Below are 21,094 nucleotides of genomic sequence, written 5' to 3' on the forward strand. Positions count from 1 at the left end.
GAGGCTCTATGGCACAGGACTTCTCGTTCGACGCTGTCAGTGAAGTGGACTTGAACCTGGTGGCAGAGTCCATCCAGGTGGCGATGAAGGAGATCGTCAACCGGTTCGACTTCAAGAACGCCAACGCCTCGATCGAGCTCGACGCCAAGGCCAAGATGCTGATCGTGCGCGCCTCGGACGAGATGAAGATCGAAAACGCCTTGGACATCATCTACACGCGCATGGCCAAGCGGGGCATCCCGCTGAAGAACTTCACCAAGGGCAAGATCGAAACGGCTTTGGGACAGACCGCGCGCCTGGAAGTGGGCATCCAGTCCGGCATCCCGACGGAGAAAGCGAAAGAGATGGTGGCGGCCATCAAGGCGGCCAAGCGCAAGGTGAACGCGACCATCCAGGCGGAGCAGCTCCGGGTGACCAGCAAGTCGAAAGACGAGCTGCAGGCGGTGATGGCTCTGCTGCGCCAAGGGACCTTCGGGGTGGAGCTGCAGTTCAAGAACTTCCGATAGGCGCCTGCGGTATCGGAGGTTCCGCCGGTGCCGGCGGGACGGAATTCCTTACGGCCGGCGCGCCGCGGCTCTGCGGCTCTACTGGAACTTCAGCAGGTTATCGATCACCAAAGTGGTGAAGTACGGGGCGTTTTGCCCCGCCTGGAGGTTCAAGGCCTTCATCTGGAGGATGGCTTCCACCCTGAGATTCGCGGGTATCTGCAGAAGGTCCAACAGCATCGCAAGACTCGGCCCGCTCCCGGAAGATAGGTCGCTGATGATGTTGTCGTAGTTCACTGAGATGAAAGCCCGGACCTGCTTCGCCTGCGGGCTGTTCGCCGATCTTCCGCCGACCTGTCGCATGCGGAGGTCCAGCGAGCACCACTCCACCAATATGAGGTTATAGCACTTGGCCACGGCATCGGCGGCGACGGTGACTTTGGCGGCTCCGGGCTCGGGGGTAATGGTCAACGCTTTGCTGCTGCGCATGGTCATGCAGCCGGTCAGCAGGAATGGGAATAAAGCGAGGCAGAGGGCCGCGGTTTTTTGCATCGGTTCCAATTATACCTCGTAAAAAGTCAAAGCGGGGCACCGCGGCGGGAAATTGACTATAATCCCCGTTGCCAACCCATGCGCTACCTCATAGTCAACTCCTCACAGCTCCTCACCATGGCCGGCCCGGACCGCGCGCGCCACGGCCAGGAGATGCGATCCGTCGGCCTCGTGCGGGAAGGCGCCGTCCTCATCGAAGACGGCAAGATACTCGCCGCCGGCCTGCGCGACCTCGTCCAGGCCCATGAGCTCGCTTCCACGGCCCGCCTCCTCGACGCCGGCGGCAAAGTCGTCCTCCCCGGCTTCGTGGACAGCCACACCCACCCCGTCTTCGCCGGACCTCGTCTGAAAGACTTCGAATCGCGCCTCAAAGGCAAGACCTACGCGGACATCGCGGCGGACGGCGGCGGCATCCTGTCCACGGTCAATGGCGTGCGCGGCGCCAGCTTGAACTCCCTCATAGAGGGCCTCCGCCGCCGGGCCGCGCACTTCCTGGAGTGCGGGACCACCACCATAGAGGCCAAATCCGGCTACGGCCTCGACCTCGCCAACGAACTCAAGATGCTCCGGGCCATCAAGGCGGTCCACTCAGCCGGCCCCCTTGAGCTCGTCGCCACCTTCCTCGGCGCCCACGCCATCCCCGGCGAGATGAAGCACGACCGCGAAGGCTACATCAGGCGCGTGTGCGAGGAGATGCTGCCCGCTGTCGCCCAGGAGAAGCTGGCGACCTTCGTGGACGCCTTCTGTGAGCAAGGCTACTTCAGCGTCGAGGAGACCCGGCGCATATTCGCAGCGGCGGCCAAGGCGGGTCTCAAACCCAAGATCCACTCTGAGCAGCTCAGCCGCAGCGCCAGCCTCCCCATGGCGCTCAAAGCCGGGGCGGTCTCCGCCGACCACCTGGACTGCATCGACGACTCGGACCTCCCCCTGCTCTGCAAAGCCGGCACCGTGGCTGCCCTCGTCCCGGGCTCCAACTACTTCCTCAACAAGCCCTATCCCCCGGCCCGCCGCCTCATAGACGCGGGCGCGGCCGTGGCCCTGGCCACCGACTTCAACCCCGGCTCCTGCCCCTGCTGGGACATGCGCATGATCATGTCCATCGCCTGCACACAGATGAGGATGACCCCGGAAGAGTCCTTGGTCGCCGCCACCATCAACGGCGCCGCGGCCCTCGGCCTGGAGAAGAGCCACGGCAGCGTCGAGCCCGGAAAGGTCGCGGACCTCGTCTGCTGCGAAGCCGAGGACTACAGGGAGCTGCCTTATTATTTCGGCGCCCCTCAGGTCGCCTGGACCATGAAGCGCGGCGTCATGGTCCATTCCCGGCGCGAGTATAGGCTATAATAGGAGCGCTTATGGCCCTGCGCTTCATAATCGTCGAGGACAACCTCCTCACGCGCGAGATGATCAAGGACATGCTCGATCTCCTCGGCCACCAGGTCGTGGCCGAGACCGACGACTTGGCCGGCACCTTGGCGGCCTATCGACAGCATAAGCCCGACGGCCTCACCATCGACCTCTCCTTGCCCAAGGAAGACGGCCTCACCATCTTGAAGGCCCTGCGCAAGGCCGATCCCAAGGTGCGCGCCATCATCGTCTCAGGCAACAGCCAAGCCCGCATCAGGGAGGAAGTGATCAAGGCCGGCGCCGTGGACCTCCTCCCCAAGCCCATCGAGCTCGATTCCTTGCGCAAGGTCCTGGGCCAGGTGGCCCCCAATGCAGATAACGCCTGAAGATCAGAAGGCCATCCTCGGGCTTCTGGAAAGCGGCATCGGGGCCAGCACGTCCAAGCTTGCCGCCATATCCCGGACCCAGTGGGCCATCAAGGCCACCGCGCTCAAGGCCTACGCCACGGCCGAGGACTTCGCGGAATTGGGCCAGCCCAGCCAGCACTACTACGGCGCCTACTGCTCCTCGCCCGGCCGCGTGTTCCTGTCCTATTTCACCTCGCTCTCCTCCGGCCTGATGACCCAGGCTTTTCTGGCCAGCCGCCGCCGCGGCGTGGAGGCGACCCCCCAGATGCAGGATGTCGCGGTCGCCGAAGTCTCCAACATCGTCATCAACGCCATCGCCGCCGCCTTGGCCGACCGCTGCGGCATGGCCTTCATCCTCTCCGCGCCCACGAGCGTGCGCGGCACGCGCGCGGAGATCATCAAGGCCGCTTTCGGAGCGTTGCAGCCCGTGGGCAAGATCTTCAGCGTCACCATCAGCCTCACCTCCCAGGACATCGCGGCCGACTGCACCTTGATGATGATGCTCGACGACCTCATCGTCAACTTCATCCTGAACGCCCTGGGCAGGTAAGAGGGGCGGATGGCTCCCAAGATCCTGCTCTTCGACATCGACGGCACCCTGGTCCGGGCCGGGGGCGCGGGCCGCAAGGCCCTCAACGAGGCGACCTCCACGCTCTACGGCAAGGAGCGTGTGTGCAGCGAGTTCTCCTTGGCTGGACGCACGGACCTCTGGAACTTCGCCACCGCCTATCGCCTAGCCACCGGCCGCCGGCCCACCAAGGCCGCCGTGGCCCGGCTCTACCGCGAGTACCTGCGCCTCCTGCCCCGCTACGTGCGCCGGGCGACGCGGGAGAAGACCTACATACTGCCCCCCGGCATCAAGACCCTCCTCAAACGCCTTCGGCGAGAGCCGGGCGTGCTTCTGGGCCTGGGCACCGGGAATCTCGAACAGGGAGCGCGCATCAAGCTCGGCCCTTCCGGCTTCAACGGCTACTTCCGTTTCGGCGGCTTCGGCTCGGACTCCTTCCATCGCGACCTCATCTTGAAGAAGGCCGTGCGCCGGGCGGCTTGTCACGCGGGGGGACGCGTCCAGCGTCAGGACGTGTTCGTGATCGGGGACACCCCTTTCGACGTGGCCGCCGGCCGCAAGGCCGGCTACAAGACCGTGGCCGTGGGCACGGGATTCTCGTCCTGGGCGGAGCTCAAGCGCTCGCGGCCGGACCATCTGGCGCGCGATTTCCGGGGGGTGGACAAATGGCTGAAATGGTTCGGGATGAGCAGCTCACGGCAGGCCAGGCGGCGGAACTCGCGGGCCGCATAGCCGCGGCCTCGGCCAAGACCGCGGCCCTGCCCGCGCATGAGCGCGCGAGAATCCTCACGCGCATCTCCGAGGGTCTGGCCGAACGCGCCGAGGAATTCGCCCGGCTCATCACCGAAGAGGTCAAGAAGCCCATCAAGGACTCGCGGCGAGAGGTGGCGCGCGCGGTCTTCACCTTCCGCTGGGCCGGGCAGGAAGCGCTGCGCCTGGGCGGGGAGGTCATGCCCCTGGACCTGGAGCCCGGCTCGGAGGGCCGCCTGGCCTTGACCCGCCGTTTCGCGCGCGGGCCGGCGCTGCTCATATCGCCTTTCAACTTCCCCTTGAACCTGGTGGCGCACAAGGTGGCGCCCGCCATAGCGTTGGGGGCGCCCTACGTGCACAAGCCGGCCTCCTGCGCCCGGCGCGTGGCCGAAGCGCTGGGCCGCCTGGTCGTCGCATCCGGCTGGCCGGCCGAGGCCATGGCCGTGGTCAAGGTCGGCGGCGAGGCGGCCGAGGCTTTGGTCAAGGACGATCGTTTCGGCGTGCTGTCCTTCACGGGCAGCGGAGCCGTGGGCTGGAGGCTCAAGTCCTTGGCCGGAAGGAAGGCGGTCCTGCTGGAGCTGGGCGGCAACGCGGGCGTGTTCGTGGGCGGGGACGCGGACCTGGAGCTGGCCGCGGCGCGCTGCGCCTGGGGCGGCAACGTCTACGCGGGCCAAGTCTGCATCAAGGTCCAGCGCATCTTCGTGCTGGACAAGGTCTACGCCGAGTTCAAGGCGCGCTTGCTCGATAAAGTCTCGGAGCTCAAGCTGGGAGCTCCGGCGGACGAGAAGACCGACGTGGGGCCGCTCATCACGGAGGCCGAGGCCAAGCGCGTGGAGTCCTGGGTCAAGGAAGCGGTCTCGGCCGGGGCCGCGGTGCTCTGCGGCGGCAAGAGGAATGCCGACTGGTTCGAGCCGACCGTCCTGGAAGGCGTGCCTGAGCACTGCCGGGTGAGCTGCGAGGAGGTCTTCGGCCCCGTGACCAGCGTGGCCGCGGTGCCCTCGGCGGACGAGGGACTACGGCGCATGGCCGAGACCCGCTACGGCCTGCAAGCCGGGCTTTTCACCAAGGACCTGGGCACGATCATGCGCTTCTGGGAGCGGCTGCCCGTGGGCGGCATCATCGTCAACGATGTCCCGACTTTCCGCTCCGACGCCATGCCCTACGGAGGGACCAAGGACTCCGGCATCGGCCGCGAGGGACTGCGCTTCTCCATCGAGGAGTTCTCCGAGCTGCGGACCTTGGTGCTGAGGCCTTAAGGGGGATATCATGAAGAAAGCATCGATCGGGCTGCTCGGCGGGGCGTTGGTCCTCCTGGGCTGGCTGGCCGCTGGATGGGCGCAGGAGGGGCCGGGCGGGGGAATGCTCTATCTGCGGACCCCGGAGGAGAGGCTGGCTAGGCTCGATGGAGTCCTCCACATGAGCCTGGCGCAGAGGGCTGCGGCCCTGCGCGTCTTGAGGCGGGTGGACGCGACGGTGCGGGCCGCGGTCAAAGGCGGAGACGACAAGATCCGCGCGCTCCTTGACCAGGAGCGGCAGGTGCAGTTCGACGAGGTCAAGTCCGACACGGAAGTGGCCCCGGCTTCCATGGGCGGACGCGGGAATTTCCGGCCCCTGCAGCAGCAGATGCAGGGACAAGGGGGCGGCCAGGGCGGGCAGGGGGGCGGGATGCAGGGCGGACAGGGGATGGGCGGCATGTCCGGCCAAGGCGGCGGACAGCAGGGCGGCCCTGGTGGTCAGCAGGGCCGGCGCATGGGGCCGGGCGGCCGGCGCTAGGCTTCCCCTGGCACCCTATCTTTGAATTCGATATCCTATCTCCTCTCATAGAGTTCTGACGGAGGCCCCAATGGCACAACAGACCGAGAAGCAGAAGCCGGCCGCGGCGGAGGCTGGCATCACCACCCGCGCCCAGGACTACGGGCAGTGGTACCTCGACGTCATCAAGCGCGCCCAACTCGCCGAGCACTCGGCCGTGCGCGGCTGCATGGTCATCCGGCCCCATGGCTACGCCATCTGGGAGAAGCTCCAGCGCGAGCTCGACGACCGCTTCAAGTTCACGGGCCACCAGAACGCCTACTTTCCCATGTTCATCCCCCTTTCCTTGATGGCCAAGGAGGAGGCGCATGCGGCGGGCTTCGCCAAGGAATGCGCGGTGGTCACCCACTACCGCCTAAAATCCGTCAATGGGAAGGTAGTTCCGGACCCCGAGTCCCAACTCGACGAACCCTTGATCGTCCGGCCCACCAGCGAGACCATCATCTGGGAGACCTTCAAGGGCTGGATCCAGAGCTACCGCGACCTGCCCTTGCTCATCAACCAGTGGTGCAACATCGTGCGCTGGGAGATGCGCACGCGGCTGTTTTTGCGCACCGCGGAGTTCCTCTGGCAGGAGGGCCACACCGCCCACGCCACCGCGGCGGAGGCCATCGAGGAGACCGAGCGCATGCTCGGCGTCTACGCCGACGTGGCCGAGAACGTCCTGGCCGTGCCGGTCATCCGCGGCCGCAAGACCGCGGGGGAGCGCTTCGCCGGGGCTCTCGACACCTATTGCATCGAGGGTATGATGCAGGACGGCCGGGCCCTGCAGATGGGCACCAGCCACTACCTGGGCCAGAACTTCGCCAAGTCCGCGGATGTGCAGTTTTTAAACGCGGCCGGCAAGCTCGAGTACGTCTACGCCTCCTCCTGGGGCGTGTCCACGCGCCTCATCGGGGCGCTGATCATGGCGCACAGCGACGACACGGGACTGGTCCTGCCGCCCAAGCTGGCCCCCATCCACGTGGTCATCGTTCCCATCTTCAAAAGCGACGAGGAGAAGGTCAAGGTCATGGCCGAAGCGCGCCAGACCCTGGCCGAGCTCAAGACCCAGGGACTTTCGGTCAGGCTCGACGAGCGCGAGGGCTTCTCTCCCGGGGACAAGTTCTACGAGTGGGAGCGCAAGGGCGTTCCCCTGCGCATCGAGATCGGACCCAAGGACCTGGAGAAAGGGACCTTGTGCCTGGTGCGGCGCTTCATCAAGGACCTGCCCGGCGAGGCCGACGGGGCCCGGCGCAAGCGCGCCAAGAGCTTCCTGCCCCGCGCCGAGGCCATCGCTTCGGTCAAGCCCACCCTGGACGGCATGCAAAAGGAACTCCTGGAGCGCGCCCGCTCCTTCCGGGACAGCCGCACCCGCGTCATCGACACCCTCGCGGAGTTCGAGAAGTTCTTCAAGGACGAGGGCGGGGGCTTCGCTTGGGTGCACTGGGCCGGAGAGGCCGTGCACGAGGATGAGATGGCCAAGCGCTTCGAGACCTCGATCCGCTGCATCCCGCTGGCCGAGGACATCCCGGCCGCGGCCCGGGGCTCGGGCCAGTGCATCCTCACGGGGCAGCCCTCGGCCCAGCGCGTCGTGATGGCGAAGGCCTACTGAAGTTCCGTTGTTAGCCTTTCAGTGCAGCGGCCCGCGCAGCCGCGAGAGCGACCCCATGGACTGCACTTGCTCCCTGAACTCGACCCAGGTCGAAGCCTGGATGAGCCGGCCGGTCAGGTTGAAGATGAGGACGTAGGCGAGCACCGCCAGGGCCGTGCGGCGCTTGTGCTGGTTCTTCCGGTAGAGCTTCCAGGCGCAGACGCCGGTGTAAACGGCGCCTGCGGGCAACAGGAGATAGGAGAGCCGGGACCAGCCGGCATAGGTCACCGAGACATAGTCGCCGAGCAGAGACCAGAGCAAGCTCGAGCTGAAGGCCAGCCAGAAGGCCTTGCGCAGGACGCCGTGATTGCCGTGGCGATGATGCCAGCGTACGCATTCTATGCCCAGCAAGGGCACGCAGGCCAGCGGCACCAGAAACAGCAATATGATCATGGCTCGCTCAATTATACAACGGCTGGGGAGCGCCTGGGGAAAAAATCAGTGCAGGCTGCGGAGCAAGGAGAATCCACGGGACCCGACGGCCTTCCCGTTGATGTCGCTCCAAGTCGAACCCGGCACCAGCCATTGGGTGAGCAGGAAGACCGCGGCGAAGGTCAGCAGGGCCAACTCCGCCTTGAGCTTGCGGAAATGGTCACGGGTGACCAGGAACATGCAGGCCGCGGACAGGCTGGAGCCTCCCAGCAGGAGGAGATAGGAGAACCAGGTCCAGGCCGGCAGCAGAGTGCTCAGATAGGCGCCCAGCAGGGCCCAGAACACGCTCCCCGAGAAGGCGAACCAGAAGGCCTTGCGCAGGCAGTTGCGCTCCCCGGTGGATACGAACCAGTGGATGGGCACCAAGCTCAGAAAGGGCACCAAGGCCAGGATAAGCAGGATGGGTACCATGACCGCCTCTCTCTTCATTATAGCTCCAGAAAGTCAAAGAGGAGTCAAACCCAGTTTGGTATCATACCGATGCGAAGGACCGGCAAGGAGGCTTTATGAGCGCTTTGGTGGAGTGCGTCCCCAATTTCAGCGAAGGCCGCGACCGCAAGGTCATAGACGCCATCGCCGACGCGGTCAGAGCCGTGCCCGGCGTGGCCCTCTTGGACGTGGACCCCGGCGCGGCTACCAACCGCACGGTCTACACCTTCGCCGGAGCCCCCGATGACGTGCTGGAGGCCGCGTTCCAGGCCATCCGCAAGGGCGTCGAACTCATCGACATGCGCCGGCAGAAGGGCGAGCACGCGCGCCAGGGCGCCTGCGACGTCTGCCCCTTCATCCCCATCGACGGCGTCGGCATGAAGGATTGCGTGGAGCTTTCCCGCAGGCTCGCCGAGCGCGTGGGCAGGGAGCTCGAAGTCCCGGTCTATCTCTACGCCGAGGCCGCGGCCCGGCCCGAGCGCAAGCGCCTGCCCGACATCCGCACCGGTGAGTACGAGGCCCTGGAGGAGAAGCTCAAGAAGCCCGAGTGGAAGCCCGATTTCGGCCCGGCCAAGTTCAACGCCAAGGCCGGGGCGACCGCCGTGGGCGCGCGGAACTTCCTGATCGCCTACAACGTCAACCTCAACACCGCGAGCGTGGCCTTGGCCAAGGACATCGCCTTCGCCATCCGCGAGTCCGGCCGCCTCAAGCGCGACGCGGCGGGCAACAAGGTCCAGGGCCCGGATGGCAAGGACCTGCGCGAGCCGGGGCTGTTCAAGGGCGTGCAGGCCACGGGCTGGTTCATCCCCGAGTACCGCCGCGCCCAGGTCACCATCAACATACTGGACCTGGACTCCGCTCCGGTGCACAAGGTCTACGATGCCTGCGGCGAGCTGGCCGCGCAGAAGGGCCTGCGCGTGACGGGCAGCGAGGTGGTCGGCCTGGTGCCGCGCCGGGTCCTGCTCGAAGCCGGGCGGTACTTCCTCAAGAAGCAGGGGCAGAGCGCGGGCGTGTCCGATGCTGAGCTCGTGGAGACCGCGGTCCAGTCCTTGGGGCTTTCCGATGTCGCGCCCTTCGACCCGGCCGCCAAGATCATCGAGGAGCGCTTCCGCAAGGCCACGCCCCTGGCCGACGCTTCTCTGAGGAGATTCTTGACGGAGCTCGCCTCCCGCGCCCCGGCTCCGGGCGGCGGCTCCGTGGCCGCCCTTTCCGGCGCCTTGGCCGCGGCCTTGTGCTCCATGGTCTCGGCGCTCACGCACGAGAAGAAGGGCTACGAAGCGTCCCGGGACGAGATGGAGGCCATGGCCGTCAAAGCCCAGGGCCTGCTTAAGTCCATGATCCAAGCCGTGGACGAGGACACCGAGGCCTTCAACAAGCTCATGGCCGCGCTGGGGCTGCCCAAGGCCGACGAGGCTCAGGCTACGGCGCGCAAGGCCGCGATCACGGCCGCGACCAAGCAAGCCACCCGGGAGCCTCTGGGCGTCTTGGAGAAACAGGTGGCGGTCCTGGACTGCGCCAAGCTCGCGGAAACGCACGGCAACCCCAACGCGGCCTCCGACGCGGGTGTGGCGGGCTTGATGGCGCGGGCCGCGGCTTTGGGCGCCTACTACAACGTGCTCATCAATCTGGCCGGCATCAAGGAGAAGGCATGGCGGACCAAGACCTTGCAGCGCGCCGACGCCGCGCTGGCGCAGGTCGAAAAGAGGGCCAAGGCGCTCGAAAAGTCCATGCGCAAGAAGCTGCTCCTGCCGCTGAAGTAAGAGGGGATATGGGAGACAAGGTGATCGGCGAGGATGTGGTCTGGGTGCCTTTCCACATCATGGAGCGCTTCATGGCTGACGCTTTCCAGGGCCTGGGCGTGCCGGAGGCTGACGCCAAGGTCTGCGCCGAGGTGCTCATCACCTCCGACAAGCGGGGCATCGACTCGCACGGCGTGGCGCGCTTCAAGACCATCTATTACGACCGCATCAAGGACAGGATCCAGGAGCCGGTCACCAAGTTCGATATCGTGCGGGAAGGCCCCACGACCGCCGTGGTGGACGGCCATGACGGCATGGGCCACGTCATCGGCCAGAAGGCCATGCGGATGTGCATAGACAAGGCCAAGAAGTACGGCATGGGCATGGTGGCCGTGCGCAACTCGACGCACTACGGCATAGCCGGGTACTATCCCTTGATGGCCTGCTCGGCCGGCATGATCGGCATCACGGGCACCAACGCGCGGCCCTCGGTGGCCCCGACCTTCGGAGTGGAGAACATGCTGGGGACCAACCCGTTGACCATCGGCCTGCCCACGGACGAGGATTTCCCGTTCGTCATCGACTGCGCGACCTCCATCACCCAGCGCGGAAAGATCGAGGTCTATGCCCGCGCCGGCAAGCCCATGCCCGAGAGTTGGGTCATCGATTCCCAGGGGGGGACCAAGACGGACAGCCGGGCGGTCCTGCAGGAGCTCATCAAGGGCACGGCCGCCTTGGTGCCGCTGGGCGGCATCGGAGAGGAGACCGCGGGCTACAAGGGCTACAGCTACTGCGCCGTGGTGGAGATACTCTCAGCGGCCCTGCAGGGCGGGAGCTTCATGAAGGCTCTCTTGGGCTTCGAGAAGGGCAAGAAGGTGCCTTATCATCTGGGGCACTTCTTCATGGCCGTGGACATCGAGGCCTTCTGCCCGCTCGCCGAGTTCAAGAAGACCGCGGGCGAGATCTGCCGTCAGCTGCGCGCCTCCAAGAAGATGCCCGGAGCCGAGCGCATCTACACGGCCGGGGAGAAGGAGCACCTGGCCTGGCTGGAGCGCAAGGACAAGGGCGTGCCGGTCAACGCGGAGCTGCAGAAAGAGGTCAAGGCCGTGCAGGCGGAGCTGGGCCTCACGCAGTACAAGTTCCCGTTCTGAACAACATATCCAACGACGCGCCGGTGCTCTCCGCCCAGAGTTCGAATCTCCTCCTGCTCTGCGTGCTGTTCTGCGGGTTCCTGGCGGGCGGCTTGCGCGCCCCCCTGGTCGCAGCTCCGGTCCTGGCCTGCGTCGCGCTGACCGCGCTCCTGGGCCCCACGCCGGTCGGTGCGATCCTCAGGCCGTGGCTCTATTTCCTGGGCTGGCTGGCCCTCTCCATCTGCGCCAGCCCACAGCCCTTCACCGGCTTGGCCGCCGTCTCCCGTTGGGGCACTACGGCGCTCTATTTCTGCTTGGCCGCCTCCTTTTGGGGGGAGGCGGAGCGGCGCCGATGGTTCTGGGCCTTGGCCGTCTGCGCCGCGGTCCTGGCCGTCTGCGCCGTCGTGATCCAAATCCCAAGCTATCCGTATGTCGGCGTCCTTCCGCCCTACTACAACTACACCTGCTTCGTGCAAGCGGCTCTGCTCTGCGCCGCCTTCGCCGCGCTGCTGCGGCGGGATGGGCCGCAGGGAGCCCCGCGCTGGGCCCTCGTCGCGATCGCGGCTGCGGCCCTCTTGGAGATATGTTTGGCGCATTCGCGCGGAGCTTTGGTGGCCGCAGCCGCGGGCACGGGCGTGTTCGTCTGGAGGCACGCGCCTCGGCGCCGGCTGCTGCCTTTGGCCGTGGCCCTGGCAGCCTTGCTCGCTCTGACGACCGTGGCCAAGATCCAGGTGGCCAGGGCCTTCAAGAGGCCGCAGATCTGGAAGGCGGCCCTCCAGTGCGCCTGGGACCATCCCATCCTGGGGGCCGGCCCGGGGCGGTTCGCCGACGCCTTCCTCCGGCACAACTTCCCCGTCGGCTACGGGGTGGGCAACTTCCGCGCTCGCGCCGACCACGCGCATAGCGAGGTCCTGGAGTCCCTGGCTGAGTTCGGCGTCCCCGGACTATTGCTCCTATTGGCCGCGCTCTGGGCTTCTCTCAAGCCCCCGCCTCCGGAGAGGTCGACCTGGACCCGGGAAGCGGGTTTGGCCGCTTTCGCCAGCATGTCAGTCCAGTGCCTCTTCGACAACATACTCCAACTGCCCGCTCTGGGCCTGCTCTATGTCTCGGCCCTCGCCGTGGCGTCTGCGGTATCGGAAGTTCCGCAGGCACCGGCGGGACGGACTTCCTTACCGCGGGCGCAGCCGGAGCCTGTGGGGAGGTCCTCCTGGAAAAGTCTGGCCTGGGCGTGTCTGCTCATGGCCTCTGTCTTCTGGATACCCGGCCGGCTCGTCGAGCGCTGGCAGGCCTCGGGCCGGCCCGGGGCGCTCATGCGGGCCGTGCGGCTGGCTCCGGCGGACCCATACCTGCGGGAGGGCCTTTACCAGGCTTGGCTCTCGCAGCGCCCTCCGCAGGTCGATGAGGCTTTGGTCCAGCTGGCCCAGGCCGAGGCGCTGAGTCCTTTCAACGCGGTCTACCCCGAGGAGAGCGCCCAGCTCCTCGGGAGCAGGGGGGCCTGGCCGCAGGTCCTCGCTGCCGCGGACCGGGCCGTTGCGCTGGAGCCGGATTATCTGGCGGCGCGGTTGTCGCGCACCGAAGCGCTGATCCGTCTGGGGCGCAGTTCAGAGGCCCGCGGCGAGTTGTCCGAGATCGGCCGGAGGAGCTTGGCCCTGGGGGCTCAGCCCAACAAAGAGCCGGGCTATGTCGCCTTCATCCGGGGATTCGACCGGGCTGCCTACGAAAGACTGATCCTGCAGGCCGGCTCAGACTGAGGCGGCCGGGCCCGGTTCCGTGGACTGCGCGGGCTCGGGCAGGTAATCCAACTCGATGCGGCATTTGGCTTGGCAGCCGCAGGTCTGGGTGGAGCCGGCGAAGATCGGCTCCGGGCAGACGCCGCCGCTCTCGCTGAGGGTCCGGTGCTTGGCCACGGCGTTGGCGATGGCTTCCGAGAAGTCGAAGTGGCCCGAACCGCAGCGGCCCGGGCAAGGAGCGTCGAACCGGTACTGGTCGTTGGGCTTGAGGTCCATCACCTTCTCTTCCAGGAGCTGCTGCTGGGCGGAGAGGAACTGCAAAGTGACCTTGAGGTGCTTGACGAAGGGATAACGGACTCCCAGGACTCCCCCGGAGGACTCGCGGTTGTGGGCGTCGGCGGCGCGCTGGACCTTCTCCTCGTTCTTGTTGGGTCCGGCGTTCTTGCGTCTTTTCTTGAAATATCTTGCCATGTTGAACTTAGTATAGCAGTTATCGAAAACGCCGGGAAACGGCTTCCGCCGCGGTCCGGCGGGTTCAGCGCAGCAGAGGAACGGCCTTGGACTCCTGCGGAGCCGGCTGGGGCGCGACGGCGGCAGGCGCGGGCGCGGCGACCCCGGCCGAGGTCTCGAGCAGCAAGCCGACGGCGTAGCCGTTCGCATCCACGCTGGTCTTCCGGCCCGGCGCAAGGGTCGCGGATTTGCGGGCGTCGAGTGGAGGGCGCAAGGGAGTGTCGTCCGTGACGACATAGCCCACCTGGAAGCCTCCGGCCCGCCTCTCCAAAGGGTTTACGATCATGCCGAAGACGTCCTGCCGTCCGTTCACGTAGTGGCCCTCGGTGAGGTGGATCCCGTCGTCGGGCGTCCCCACGTGCCGGCAGGTCTGCCGCCATTTGTGGCCCGAGGCTTCCGCGGTCAGCCGGTAGTTGCGCGTCCCCGGCGCGTCCCAGGCGGCCTCGGCCGCGCCGCCGTCCAGCGACAGGGTCACTTTCCAGGATCCGCATTCGGCGACGGTGACGCGCGAGGCCAGAGGAAGCTCGACCGTTCCGGAATCGTCCATCTTGATCGGCTCCTGCATGCCGCGCCTGGGGACGAAGAGACCGATCCGATATCTCAGACCCAGGGCGCGGCCGCCGGCCGGCCAGACCACGGCGTCGAGTTCCAGCTCCTGCTTAGGATCAGGCGCCTGAGCGAAGCTCCCTAGACCGGAACGGTCCGCGTCTTCGTAGAGGCGGATGGTCCTCTGGAAGGTCTTGCGGCCGTCGGTCAACTCGACGGAGACCGAGTGGGCAAGCGCGGCGGATGCTATCGAAACGGGCGACGCGAGGAGGGCGGCAAGCAAGGCGATCATGATGGACCTAAGGTAGCATGGCCGGCCCGGACTGTCAATATGCGCCGGCTGGACCAGGGGCGTTTTTCATAGAATGCTGAGGAGACGCTCGCTGGAGCCGAATATGAGATCAGAGAAGGCCTTTGCTGCCGGCGGGGTCAGGATCAACTATCTGGAGACCGGTTCGCCGACCGGCGCGCCAGTGGTCATGTTCCATGGCGGCGCCTGGCGCTGGCAGGAATACCTCTCTCTGATCCCGGCCCTTGCCAAGCGCTGGCGTGTCTACGCTCTCGATCTGAGGGGCAACGGGGGTTCGGGGTGGACTCCCGGACGATACCGCCTCGAGGATTTTCGCGATGACGGGGCGGCTTTTCTGAGCCGATTTCCGGGGCCGGCCGTGCTGGTGGGGCATTCGATCGGAGGAGTGGTCGCCCTCATGGTCGCCGCGCGCTGTCCTGATCGGGTCAGAGCGCTCATCATCGAGGATGCCCCGTTGACCGCGGGCAATTACAGGGACCTCATCGAATCGTCTCGCGGGATGTTCGAGAACTGGCTGAGGCTGAAGGGATCGGCGCGGTCGAGAGCGGAGCTGTCCTTGGCCCTGGCCCGCGAATATCGGGATTGTCCGGGGGTGACGAGTTCCTGGATCCTGTTCTTCTCCGGCTGCCTCTGGCAGCTCGATCCGACCTTCTTCGACCCTCTGCTTCATGACTTCGCCGGGTTCATTAGAAGCTACGACTACAAGAGGGTCATCGGTCGGATCCGCTGTCCTATCCTCTTCCTTCGCGGCGAGACCAAGCTCGGCGCGGTGATGACCGATGAGGAGCTCCATTGGCTCAAAAGGAATGCCGCCAATGCGGCCTGCGTCGAGATCGCGGGAGTCGGCCATCTCCTGCACCTGCAGGATCAGGGGCAGGCGCCTGTGCGGAAGGAGATGACGGCATTCCTGGAACGCGTCTGCCGTCGAGACGGCAAGCCCCGCTCCGCTAGGTCCAGACGCCCGGGATGACGGCGGAGCATTCGGGGCACTTGCCCTCGACGAGCCGGTCAGCCAGGACCATGAAGCCGCGCCGCTCGATGACGCGGGTGGCGCAGGAGGGACAGAGGGTGTCCTCCAGCCCCTCCAGCCGGCCGGGGATGTTGCCCGCATAGACGAAGCGCAGGCCTTCGGCGCGGCCGATCTCGCAGGCGCGCAGCAAGGACTCGGACGGGGTGTCGCGCTCCGCGAGCTGGTAGTCCTGGTGGTAGGCGGTGACGTGCCAGGGGATGTCCTTGGACACGCCGGCCACGAAGGCGGCGAGCGCGCGCAACTCGGGATCCGAATCGTTCCAGCCCGGGATGACCAGGGTCACCACCTCGACCCAGAAGCCCAGGACCTTGAGGTCCGTGATGCTGCGCAGGACGGCGCGCATGTCCCCGCCGGTCATGTCGCGGTACTTGGCCTGGTCGAAGCACTTGAGGTCCACCTTGTAGAGGCTCATGCGGGGCTTGAGGTACTCGAGGACTCGGCGCGTGGCGTGACCGTTGGACACGTAGGCGCAGCGCAGCCCCTGGCCCAGGGCTTCGTCGAAGACCGCCGCGGCCCATTCCGAGGTGATGAGCGGCTCGTTGTAAGTCGAGACCACCACTTTGGCCCCGCTGGCCTTGGCCTGGGCCGCCACGGAACGAGGGGTGCAGCGCCGCACCGCGGACTCGGCCTGCGGGTCGCGCAGGACCTGGCTGGAGAGCCAGTTCTGGCAGAACTTGCAGGAGAAGTTGCAGCCTAGCATGCCGAAGGACAATGTGGCCGCGCCGGGCAGGACGTGGAAGAAGGGTTTCTTCTCGATGGGGTCCACGCGCAGGCCGGAGACGTAGCCGTAGGGGACCATGAGCCTGCCGCCGCGGTTGAAGCGCATGCGGCACACGCCGGCCCTGCCCTCGGCGATGAGGCACTCGTGGCCGCAGGCGGAGCAGCGCACGGAGCCGTCGCCGCGCTTCTCGTAGAGCTCTCCCTCGCGGGTCAAGCGCCGCAAAGCGGCGTCCAGGTTCTCGGCGGGGCTCATCGCGGCTCTGAGAAGGCGGTGACCGTGAAGGTCGCGAGCTCCGCGCCGGGCTGCTTCCAGGCGTCTACGGGCAGGCCGGCCTTGTGCTCGCAGAGATAGGCCATGAACTCGTCTCGGTCCGGCAGCTTCTCCCAGACCTGGGGCAGGAACAGCCCCTGCCTGGCGCCGCGGCCCACGACGACTCCCAGGCCGGGCCGGATGTCCTCGGGCCGCGCGGGACGAGGCGCGGAGAGGATGGAGATCTCGGCGCGCAGGCCGGAGAGCTCCTCGACGCTAACGGCCGGGAAGCGCGGGTCGTCGGCCGCGCTGCACACCGCGTAGCGGGCCACCGCGTTGCCCAAGGTATCGCGGGCCGCGGTGGTGCCGATGCAGCCGCGCAGGTTCCCGTCTCTTTTGGTCCAGGTGACGAAGACCGCGGCGGGCAGGTTGAAGCGCGGCCGGTCGAAGAGCCGGGGCCTGTGCCGCTGGCCCCCGAGGCTGCCTCGGACGCTGGCGCGCGCCAGGCCCAGGAGCTCGGTCTTTTCCTCAGCGGTGACCTGCTCCATGGGCCAGGAGCGGCGCTGGCCGCGGCAGAGCAGCAGGGCCGCGCCGTAGCCCACCGTGCGGCCTTCGTCTCCGCCGCGGTCGGCGGAGTTGGTGCAGGCCAAAGCCTCGCCCCAATCCGCGCCCAGGCTCCCGGCCGCGGCCTGGACCGCGGCCGCGGCCGCCTTGCCGCACCAGGTGCAGTGCAGCTCGGCCCCGCCGAGGGTCATCAGCGCCGCTTCGGTGCGCCAGAGATAATCCGGCTCCAAAGTCAGGAAGCTCTCCAGGGAGGCCGGGTCGACCTGCCGCGCGACTTCCCAGGCCGGATAATGGGAGAGGTCGCTGGCCGCGATGACCAAGGCCTTCTTGCCTTTGAGCGCCCCGGCCAAGGCGCGGCCGAAGCGCACCGTTTCGGTGAGGCTCTGGCTGTTGCTCACCACCGGCAGGAGCTTGAAGTCCTGGAAAGTCCTCTGCAGGAAGGGCAGCACCACTTCCACGGAGTGCTCCGAAGCGTGCGCAATGGCCGAGACCGTGACCCCGTCGCCGGACTTGAGCAGTTGCGCCGCCTCCTCTTGGGCCACCGGCACTTCGCCCAGAGGGGTGCGCAGGGCCGCGTGTTCGGGAAGGAAGAAGCCCGGCCGGTCGGCGAAGTGCGCGGTGCCCACCACGGCCACGACCTCGGGCGCCAGCCCGGCCAGGGCCCGGAAGACCTGGGCCGTCGGAGGTCCGGAGTAGTCGTAGCCGGCATGGGGGCACAGGGCGCCTACGACGCGGCCTTCGACCGCGGTCTTGGGCGCTTGGGCCAGCAGCCGGTCGACCGTTTCGCGCAGGACGCCGGGGTCCGCGGGATAGAAGCGGCCGGCCGCGGCCGGGGGGCGCACGCGGGAAGACATGGCCCGATTCTATTAAACGGGGAGGCCTTTCTCCAGCGCCCGGCGCTTTGTGACTAGCCGGGGTACATCCATGGCTGATGATATCCGCTCCGCCTAGCCACGGCTCTGCCTGGCCGCCGCCCGCCTGAAGTTCCCTTTCCGATCCTGGCGTTCACTCCGGCGGCGGTTTGCTATTATAGCGTTCGCCAGCCCCCCATGGGGGGCTGTGAGGGATGATTGTTCTCGACAATTCCGGGATATGTTACCCGAAGACCTGCTTATCCCGACTACAATCAGGAAAGGAGAGGTCATGGTCACGGCGGTCAATCTGGGTTTCCCTCGCATCGGCGCCGGCCGCGAGCTGAAAAAGGCGCTGGAGAGCGCCTGGCAGGGCAAGAGCTCTTACGAAGCGCTCTTGCAGACCGCCGCAGGCCTGCGCCGGCGCCACTGGCAGGTGCAGAAGGACGCGGGCATCCACGTCAGCCCCTGCAACGACTCCTCGCTCTACGACCACATGCTCGACATGGCCGTGCTGCTGGGCTGCGTGCCCCAGCGGCATGCGGAGGTCGGCGCCCCCGGCAGCCTGGAGGTCTATTTCTCGATGGCGCGCGGCAGCAAGGACGCCGCGGCCATGGAGATGACCAAGTGGTTCGACACCAACTACCACTACATCGTCCCTGAGTTCGAGGCGGGCCAAACCTTCAAGATTGGCGGGACCAAGGTCTTCGACGAATTCAAGGAAAGCCGCGCGCAGGGGTTCGCGACCTTTCCGGTCCTGGTCGGCCCTGTCACCTTTGCCTTGCTGGGCAAGCCAAAGTATCAGGGCTTCTCGCTGCCGGACACCGTGGCCAGGCTGGCGCCGGTCTACGTCGAGACATTGAGGAAGCTGCGCGAGCAGGGCGCCGATGAGGTCCGGCTCGACGAGCCCTGCCTGGTCACGGATCTGAGCGCCCAGGCGCGCGCTGTCTATAAGAGCGCTTATGCCGAGCTGGCGAAGGCTTCGCCCGGCCTGAGGCTTTGGCTCAACACCTACTTCGGCGATCTCGGCGACAACTGCGAGCTGGCCTTCTGCCTGCCGGTCGCGGGCATCCATGTCGACCTGCGCCGCGCGCCGCAGCAGTTGGGGCCCGCCCTGGAGTCGGCAGCGGCCACGGGCAAGTCGCTGTCCTTGGGCCTGGTGGACGGGCGCAACGTGTGGCGCAACGACCTGAGCGCCTCGCTGGCGGTCCTGGAGCGCGCGGCGGCCAAGCTTGGGCCGGATCGGGTCGCCGTGGGGCCGAGCTGTTCCCTGCTGCACGTGCCGATCGACCTGGACCTGGAAGATACGCTCGACGCCGAGCTCAAGGGCTGGCTGGCCTTCGCCAAGCAGAAGCTGGTCGAGATCGCGGCCTTGGCCAAAGGCCGGGCTTCCAGCACCGACGCCTTGCGAGCTTCCGACGCGGCCCAAGAGTCTCGCCGCACGTCGGCCCGCATCCATGACCCCGTGGTCCAGCAGCTCCTCGCGTCGCTGAGCCAGGACATGTGCCGGCGCCGCTCGCCTTTCTCCGAGCGCGCCCAGGTGCAGCGCGCCGGATTCCGCTTGCCCTTGTATCCCACGACCTCCATCGGCTCTTTTCCGCAGACCGGCGGGATCCGCGAGGCGCGCGCGGCCCATAAGCGCGGCACGCTCTCCGACGCCGCCTATGAGGCGGCCATGAAAGCTGAGATCGAGTCCGTGGTGCGCTATCAGGAAAGCATCGGCATGGACGTGCTGGTGCACGGCGAGGCCGAGCGCAACGACATGGTGGAATATTTCGGCGAGCAGCTGAAGGGCTATGCCTTTTCCAAGAACGGCTGGGTGCAGAGCTACGGCTCGCGCTGCGTCAAGCCGCCCATCATCTTCGGCGACGTCTCCCGCCCCAAGCCCATGACCGTGGCCTGGGCGAGCTTCGCCCAGTCGCTCACGCCCAAGATCGTGAAGGGCATGCTGACCGGGCCGGTGACCATGCTGCAATGGTCGTTCGTGCGCGATGACCAGCCGCGCGCGCAGACCTGCCGGCAGCTCGCGCTCGCCATGCGCGACGAGGCGGCGGACCTGGAGCGCGCCGGCATCCGCATCATCCAGATCGACGAGCCCGCGGTGCGCGAAGGCCTGCCCCTGCGCCGATCCGAGTGGAAGGAGTATCTGGACTGGGCGGTGCAGGCCTTCCGCCTGGCTTCCAGCGCGGTGGCTGACCGCACCCAGATACACACCCACATGTGCTACGCGGAGTTCAACGACATCATCGCGGCGGTGGCGGCGCTGGACGCGGACGTGATCTCCATCGAGACCTCGCGCTCGCAGATGGAGCTGCTCGACGCCTTCTCGGCCTTCCGGTATCCCAATGAGATCGGCCCGGGCGTCTACGACATCCACTCCCCGCGGGTGCCTCCCATCGAGGAGATGGTGGCTTTGCTGGAAAAGGCGCGCCGGGTGCTCTCGCCCGAGCAGATCTGGGTCAATCCCGATTGCGGGCTCAAGACGCGAGCCTGGCCGGAGGTCAAGGCCGCCCTGCCGAACATGGTGCGGGCCGCCCAGGTGATGCGCGAGCGGGAAAAGAGGGCCGCCTAGCGGAGAGTGTCCTCTTTGAGCGACGCCGCCCGCCGCCGGACCTCGGCGAGCTTGGCCGCGTCGCCGATGTCGTTGTAGTAGGCTCCATCGCTGCGCCAGGCCATGATGGCGGCGCCCTCGCCGGCCAGGCGCAGGTAGGTGCGGGTGATGGGGAATACCCCGCTCTCGCTGATGCGGGAGAGCAACTCGGGGGAGATCACGTGGATGCCGTTGAAAGCCATGCGGCGGGCCGCGGGCGCCTCGGCGGCGGCCCACTGCCGGCTGCCGTCCTTCAGGTTCTCCCGGCCGCAGAGCCGGCCGGACTCGTCGAAGAGCAGGTAGCGCTGGGTCGCCCGGTCCGAGACGGCCACAGTGGCCAGGGCGCCGCTGGCTTGATGGCTGCGATACATCTCGGCCAGGTCGATCTCGCTGTACACGTCGCCGTTGTGCAAGAAGAACGGCTGGCCGTCTGAGAAGAAAGCGGAGGCCTTCTTAAGGCCTCCCCCGGTGTCGAGCAGTTCGGTCTCGTGCGAGACCTCGACCGGCACTCCCAGGTCGCGGCTCTTGAGGAAGACTTCGACCTGCTCGGCCAGATGGAAGGTGTTGACGATGACCCCGTCCGCCCCGGCCTGGACCAGTCGCCGGATGACGAGTTCGAGCATGGGGGCCCCGGCGACTTCCACCAGGACCTTAGGGATGTTGTCCGTCAGGGGACGCAGCCGGCGGCCCTCGCCGGCCGCCAGCACCATGG

The 21,094-nt window shown here is 67.0% G+C and carries 21 protein-coding genes; 13 read left to right on the forward strand and 8 right to left on the reverse strand.

Translation table 11 applies throughout. From position 1 onward, the window contains the following. The first annotated feature begins 8 nt into the window (after nucleotides 1-8). The gene (locus NTY77_20530) at nucleotides 9-506 is read left to right on the forward strand and encodes a YajQ family cyclic di-GMP-binding protein (GenBank protein ID MCX5797884.1); all 498 of its coding nucleotides are present in this window, start codon (nucleotides 9-11) and stop codon (nucleotides 504-506) included. A 78-nt stretch (nucleotides 507-584) separates the two neighbouring features. Here NTY77_20530 and NTY77_20535 read toward each other — a convergent pair whose 3' ends face one another. Further along, nucleotides 585-1,037: a hypothetical protein gene (locus tag NTY77_20535; protein MCX5797885.1), complete on the reverse strand. Its 453-nt coding sequence runs from the start codon at nucleotides 1,035-1,037 to the stop codon at nucleotides 585-587. 78 nt (nucleotides 1,038-1,115) lie between these two features. Between NTY77_20535 and hutI the strand changes: the two genes are divergently transcribed. The 7 genes from hutI to proS all read left to right on the forward strand — a co-directional run bounded on the left by hutI (nucleotide 1,116) and on the right by proS (nucleotide 7,512). Continuing rightward, nucleotides 1,116-2,378, forward strand: a complete 1,263-nt coding sequence (hutI, locus tag NTY77_20540) for an imidazolonepropionase (GenBank protein ID MCX5797886.1) — start codon at nucleotides 1,116-1,118, stop codon at nucleotides 2,376-2,378. Nucleotides 2,379-2,389: 11 nt separating this feature from the next. Next, nucleotides 2,390-2,767, forward strand: a complete 378-nt coding sequence (locus tag NTY77_20545) for a response regulator (protein ID MCX5797887.1) — start codon at nucleotides 2,390-2,392, stop codon at nucleotides 2,765-2,767. Beyond that, nucleotides 2,751-3,338, forward strand: coding sequence for a hypothetical protein (locus NTY77_20550; protein ID MCX5797888.1), 588 nt, complete (start codon nucleotides 2,751-2,753; stop codon nucleotides 3,336-3,338). Before NTY77_20545 ends, NTY77_20550 begins: the two co-directional genes overlap by 17 nt. Before the next feature lie 9 nt (nucleotides 3,339-3,347). After that, nucleotides 3,348-4,088 (forward strand): haloacid dehalogenase-like hydrolase, encoded by a 741-nt coding sequence (locus NTY77_20555; protein ID MCX5797889.1) that lies wholly within the window; start codon nucleotides 3,348-3,350, stop codon nucleotides 4,086-4,088. Continuing rightward, a complete protein-coding gene (locus NTY77_20560) occupies nucleotides 4,022-5,362 on the forward strand; it encodes an aldehyde dehydrogenase family protein (GenBank protein ID MCX5797890.1) in 1,341 nt (446 codons plus the stop codon). The genes NTY77_20555 and NTY77_20560 overlap by 67 nt, the downstream gene beginning before the upstream one ends. Nucleotides 5,363-5,372: 10 nt before the next feature. After that, the gene (locus NTY77_20565) at nucleotides 5,373-5,879 is read left to right on the forward strand and encodes a hypothetical protein (protein MCX5797891.1); all 507 of its coding nucleotides are present in this window, start codon (nucleotides 5,373-5,375) and stop codon (nucleotides 5,877-5,879) included. Between the two features lie 70 nt (nucleotides 5,880-5,949). Continuing rightward, nucleotides 5,950-7,512: a proline--tRNA ligase gene (proS, locus tag NTY77_20570; protein MCX5797892.1), complete on the forward strand. Its 1,563-nt coding sequence runs from the start codon at nucleotides 5,950-5,952 to the stop codon at nucleotides 7,510-7,512. 18 nt (nucleotides 7,513-7,530) lie between these two features. Here proS and NTY77_20575 read toward each other — a convergent pair whose 3' ends face one another. Both NTY77_20575 and NTY77_20580 read right to left on the reverse strand, forming a co-directional pair. Next, nucleotides 7,531-7,944, reverse strand: a complete 414-nt coding sequence (locus NTY77_20575) for a hypothetical protein (GenBank protein MCX5797893.1) — start codon at nucleotides 7,942-7,944, stop codon at nucleotides 7,531-7,533. A gap of 45 nt (nucleotides 7,945-7,989) precedes the next feature. Further along, nucleotides 7,990-8,394 carry a hypothetical protein gene (locus NTY77_20580; protein MCX5797894.1) on the reverse strand — a complete coding sequence of 135 codons (405 nt, stop codon included), beginning with the start codon at nucleotides 8,392-8,394 and terminating at the stop codon, nucleotides 7,990-7,992. A 95-nt stretch (nucleotides 8,395-8,489) separates the two neighbouring features. On the opposite strand from NTY77_20580, the gene ftcD reads away from it, so the two are divergent. Genes ftcD through NTY77_20595 form a run of 3 tightly spaced genes read left to right on the forward strand, consistent with a single transcriptional unit; the run spans nucleotide 8,490 to nucleotide 13,032 of the window. Beyond that, complete coding sequence (ftcD, locus tag NTY77_20585; GenBank protein ID MCX5797895.1) at nucleotides 8,490-10,172, forward strand: glutamate formimidoyltransferase; 1,683 nt, start codon at nucleotides 8,490-8,492, stop codon at nucleotides 10,170-10,172. 8 nt (nucleotides 10,173-10,180) lie between these two features. Beyond that, nucleotides 10,181-11,302, forward strand: coding sequence for an Ldh family oxidoreductase (locus tag NTY77_20590; GenBank protein MCX5797896.1), 1,122 nt, complete (start codon nucleotides 10,181-10,183; stop codon nucleotides 11,300-11,302). Nucleotides 11,303-11,325: 23 nt separating this feature from the next. Further along, the gene (locus NTY77_20595) at nucleotides 11,326-13,032 is read left to right on the forward strand and encodes an O-antigen ligase family protein (protein ID MCX5797897.1); all 1,707 of its coding nucleotides are present in this window, start codon (nucleotides 11,326-11,328) and stop codon (nucleotides 13,030-13,032) included. Here NTY77_20595 and NTY77_20600 read toward each other — a convergent pair. Continuing rightward, nucleotides 13,024-13,482, reverse strand: a complete 459-nt coding sequence (locus NTY77_20600; GenBank protein ID MCX5797898.1) for a hypothetical protein — start codon at nucleotides 13,480-13,482, stop codon at nucleotides 13,024-13,026. The genes NTY77_20595 and NTY77_20600 overlap by 9 nt on opposite strands. A 64-nt stretch (nucleotides 13,483-13,546) precedes the next feature. Then, nucleotides 13,547-14,359, reverse strand: coding sequence for a hypothetical protein (locus NTY77_20605; GenBank protein MCX5797899.1), 813 nt, complete (start codon nucleotides 14,357-14,359; stop codon nucleotides 13,547-13,549). A gap of 103 nt (nucleotides 14,360-14,462) precedes the next feature. On the opposite strand from NTY77_20605, the gene NTY77_20610 reads away from it, so the two are divergent. After that, a complete protein-coding gene (locus NTY77_20610; GenBank protein ID MCX5797900.1) occupies nucleotides 14,463-15,347 on the forward strand; it encodes an alpha/beta hydrolase in 885 nt (294 codons plus the stop codon). Here NTY77_20610 and amrS read toward each other — a convergent pair. Both amrS and amrB read right to left on the reverse strand, forming a co-directional pair. Beyond that, nucleotides 15,325-16,380 (reverse strand): AmmeMemoRadiSam system radical SAM enzyme, encoded by a 1,056-nt coding sequence (gene amrS / locus NTY77_20615; protein ID MCX5797901.1) that lies wholly within the window; start codon nucleotides 16,378-16,380, stop codon nucleotides 15,325-15,327. The two genes, NTY77_20610 and amrS, sit on opposite strands and share 23 nt — an antisense overlap. Further along, complete coding sequence (gene amrB, locus NTY77_20620; GenBank protein MCX5797902.1) at nucleotides 16,377-17,795, reverse strand: AmmeMemoRadiSam system protein B; 1,419 nt, start codon at nucleotides 17,793-17,795, stop codon at nucleotides 16,377-16,379. Before amrB ends, amrS begins: the two co-directional genes overlap by 4 nt. A 289-nt stretch (nucleotides 17,796-18,084) precedes the next feature. On the opposite strand from amrB, the gene metE reads away from it, so the two are divergent. Further along, on the forward strand, nucleotides 18,085-20,364 hold the full coding sequence (metE, locus tag NTY77_20625; GenBank protein MCX5797903.1) for a 5-methyltetrahydropteroyltriglutamate--homocysteine S-methyltransferase: 2,280 nt from the start codon (nucleotides 18,085-18,087) through the stop codon (nucleotides 20,362-20,364). Here metE and NTY77_20630 read toward each other — a convergent pair. Next, entirely contained in the window at nucleotides 20,361-21,092 is a 732-nt protein-coding gene (locus NTY77_20630; protein MCX5797904.1) for a sugar phosphate nucleotidyltransferase, read from the reverse strand. The two genes, metE and NTY77_20630, sit on opposite strands and share 4 nt — an antisense overlap. Between the last annotated feature and the right edge of the window lie 2 nt (nucleotides 21,093-21,094).

Source organism: Elusimicrobiota bacterium (genome assembly GCA_026388095.1).
Taxonomy (GTDB): Bacteria; Elusimicrobiota; Elusimicrobia; order UBA1565; family UBA9628; genus UBA9628.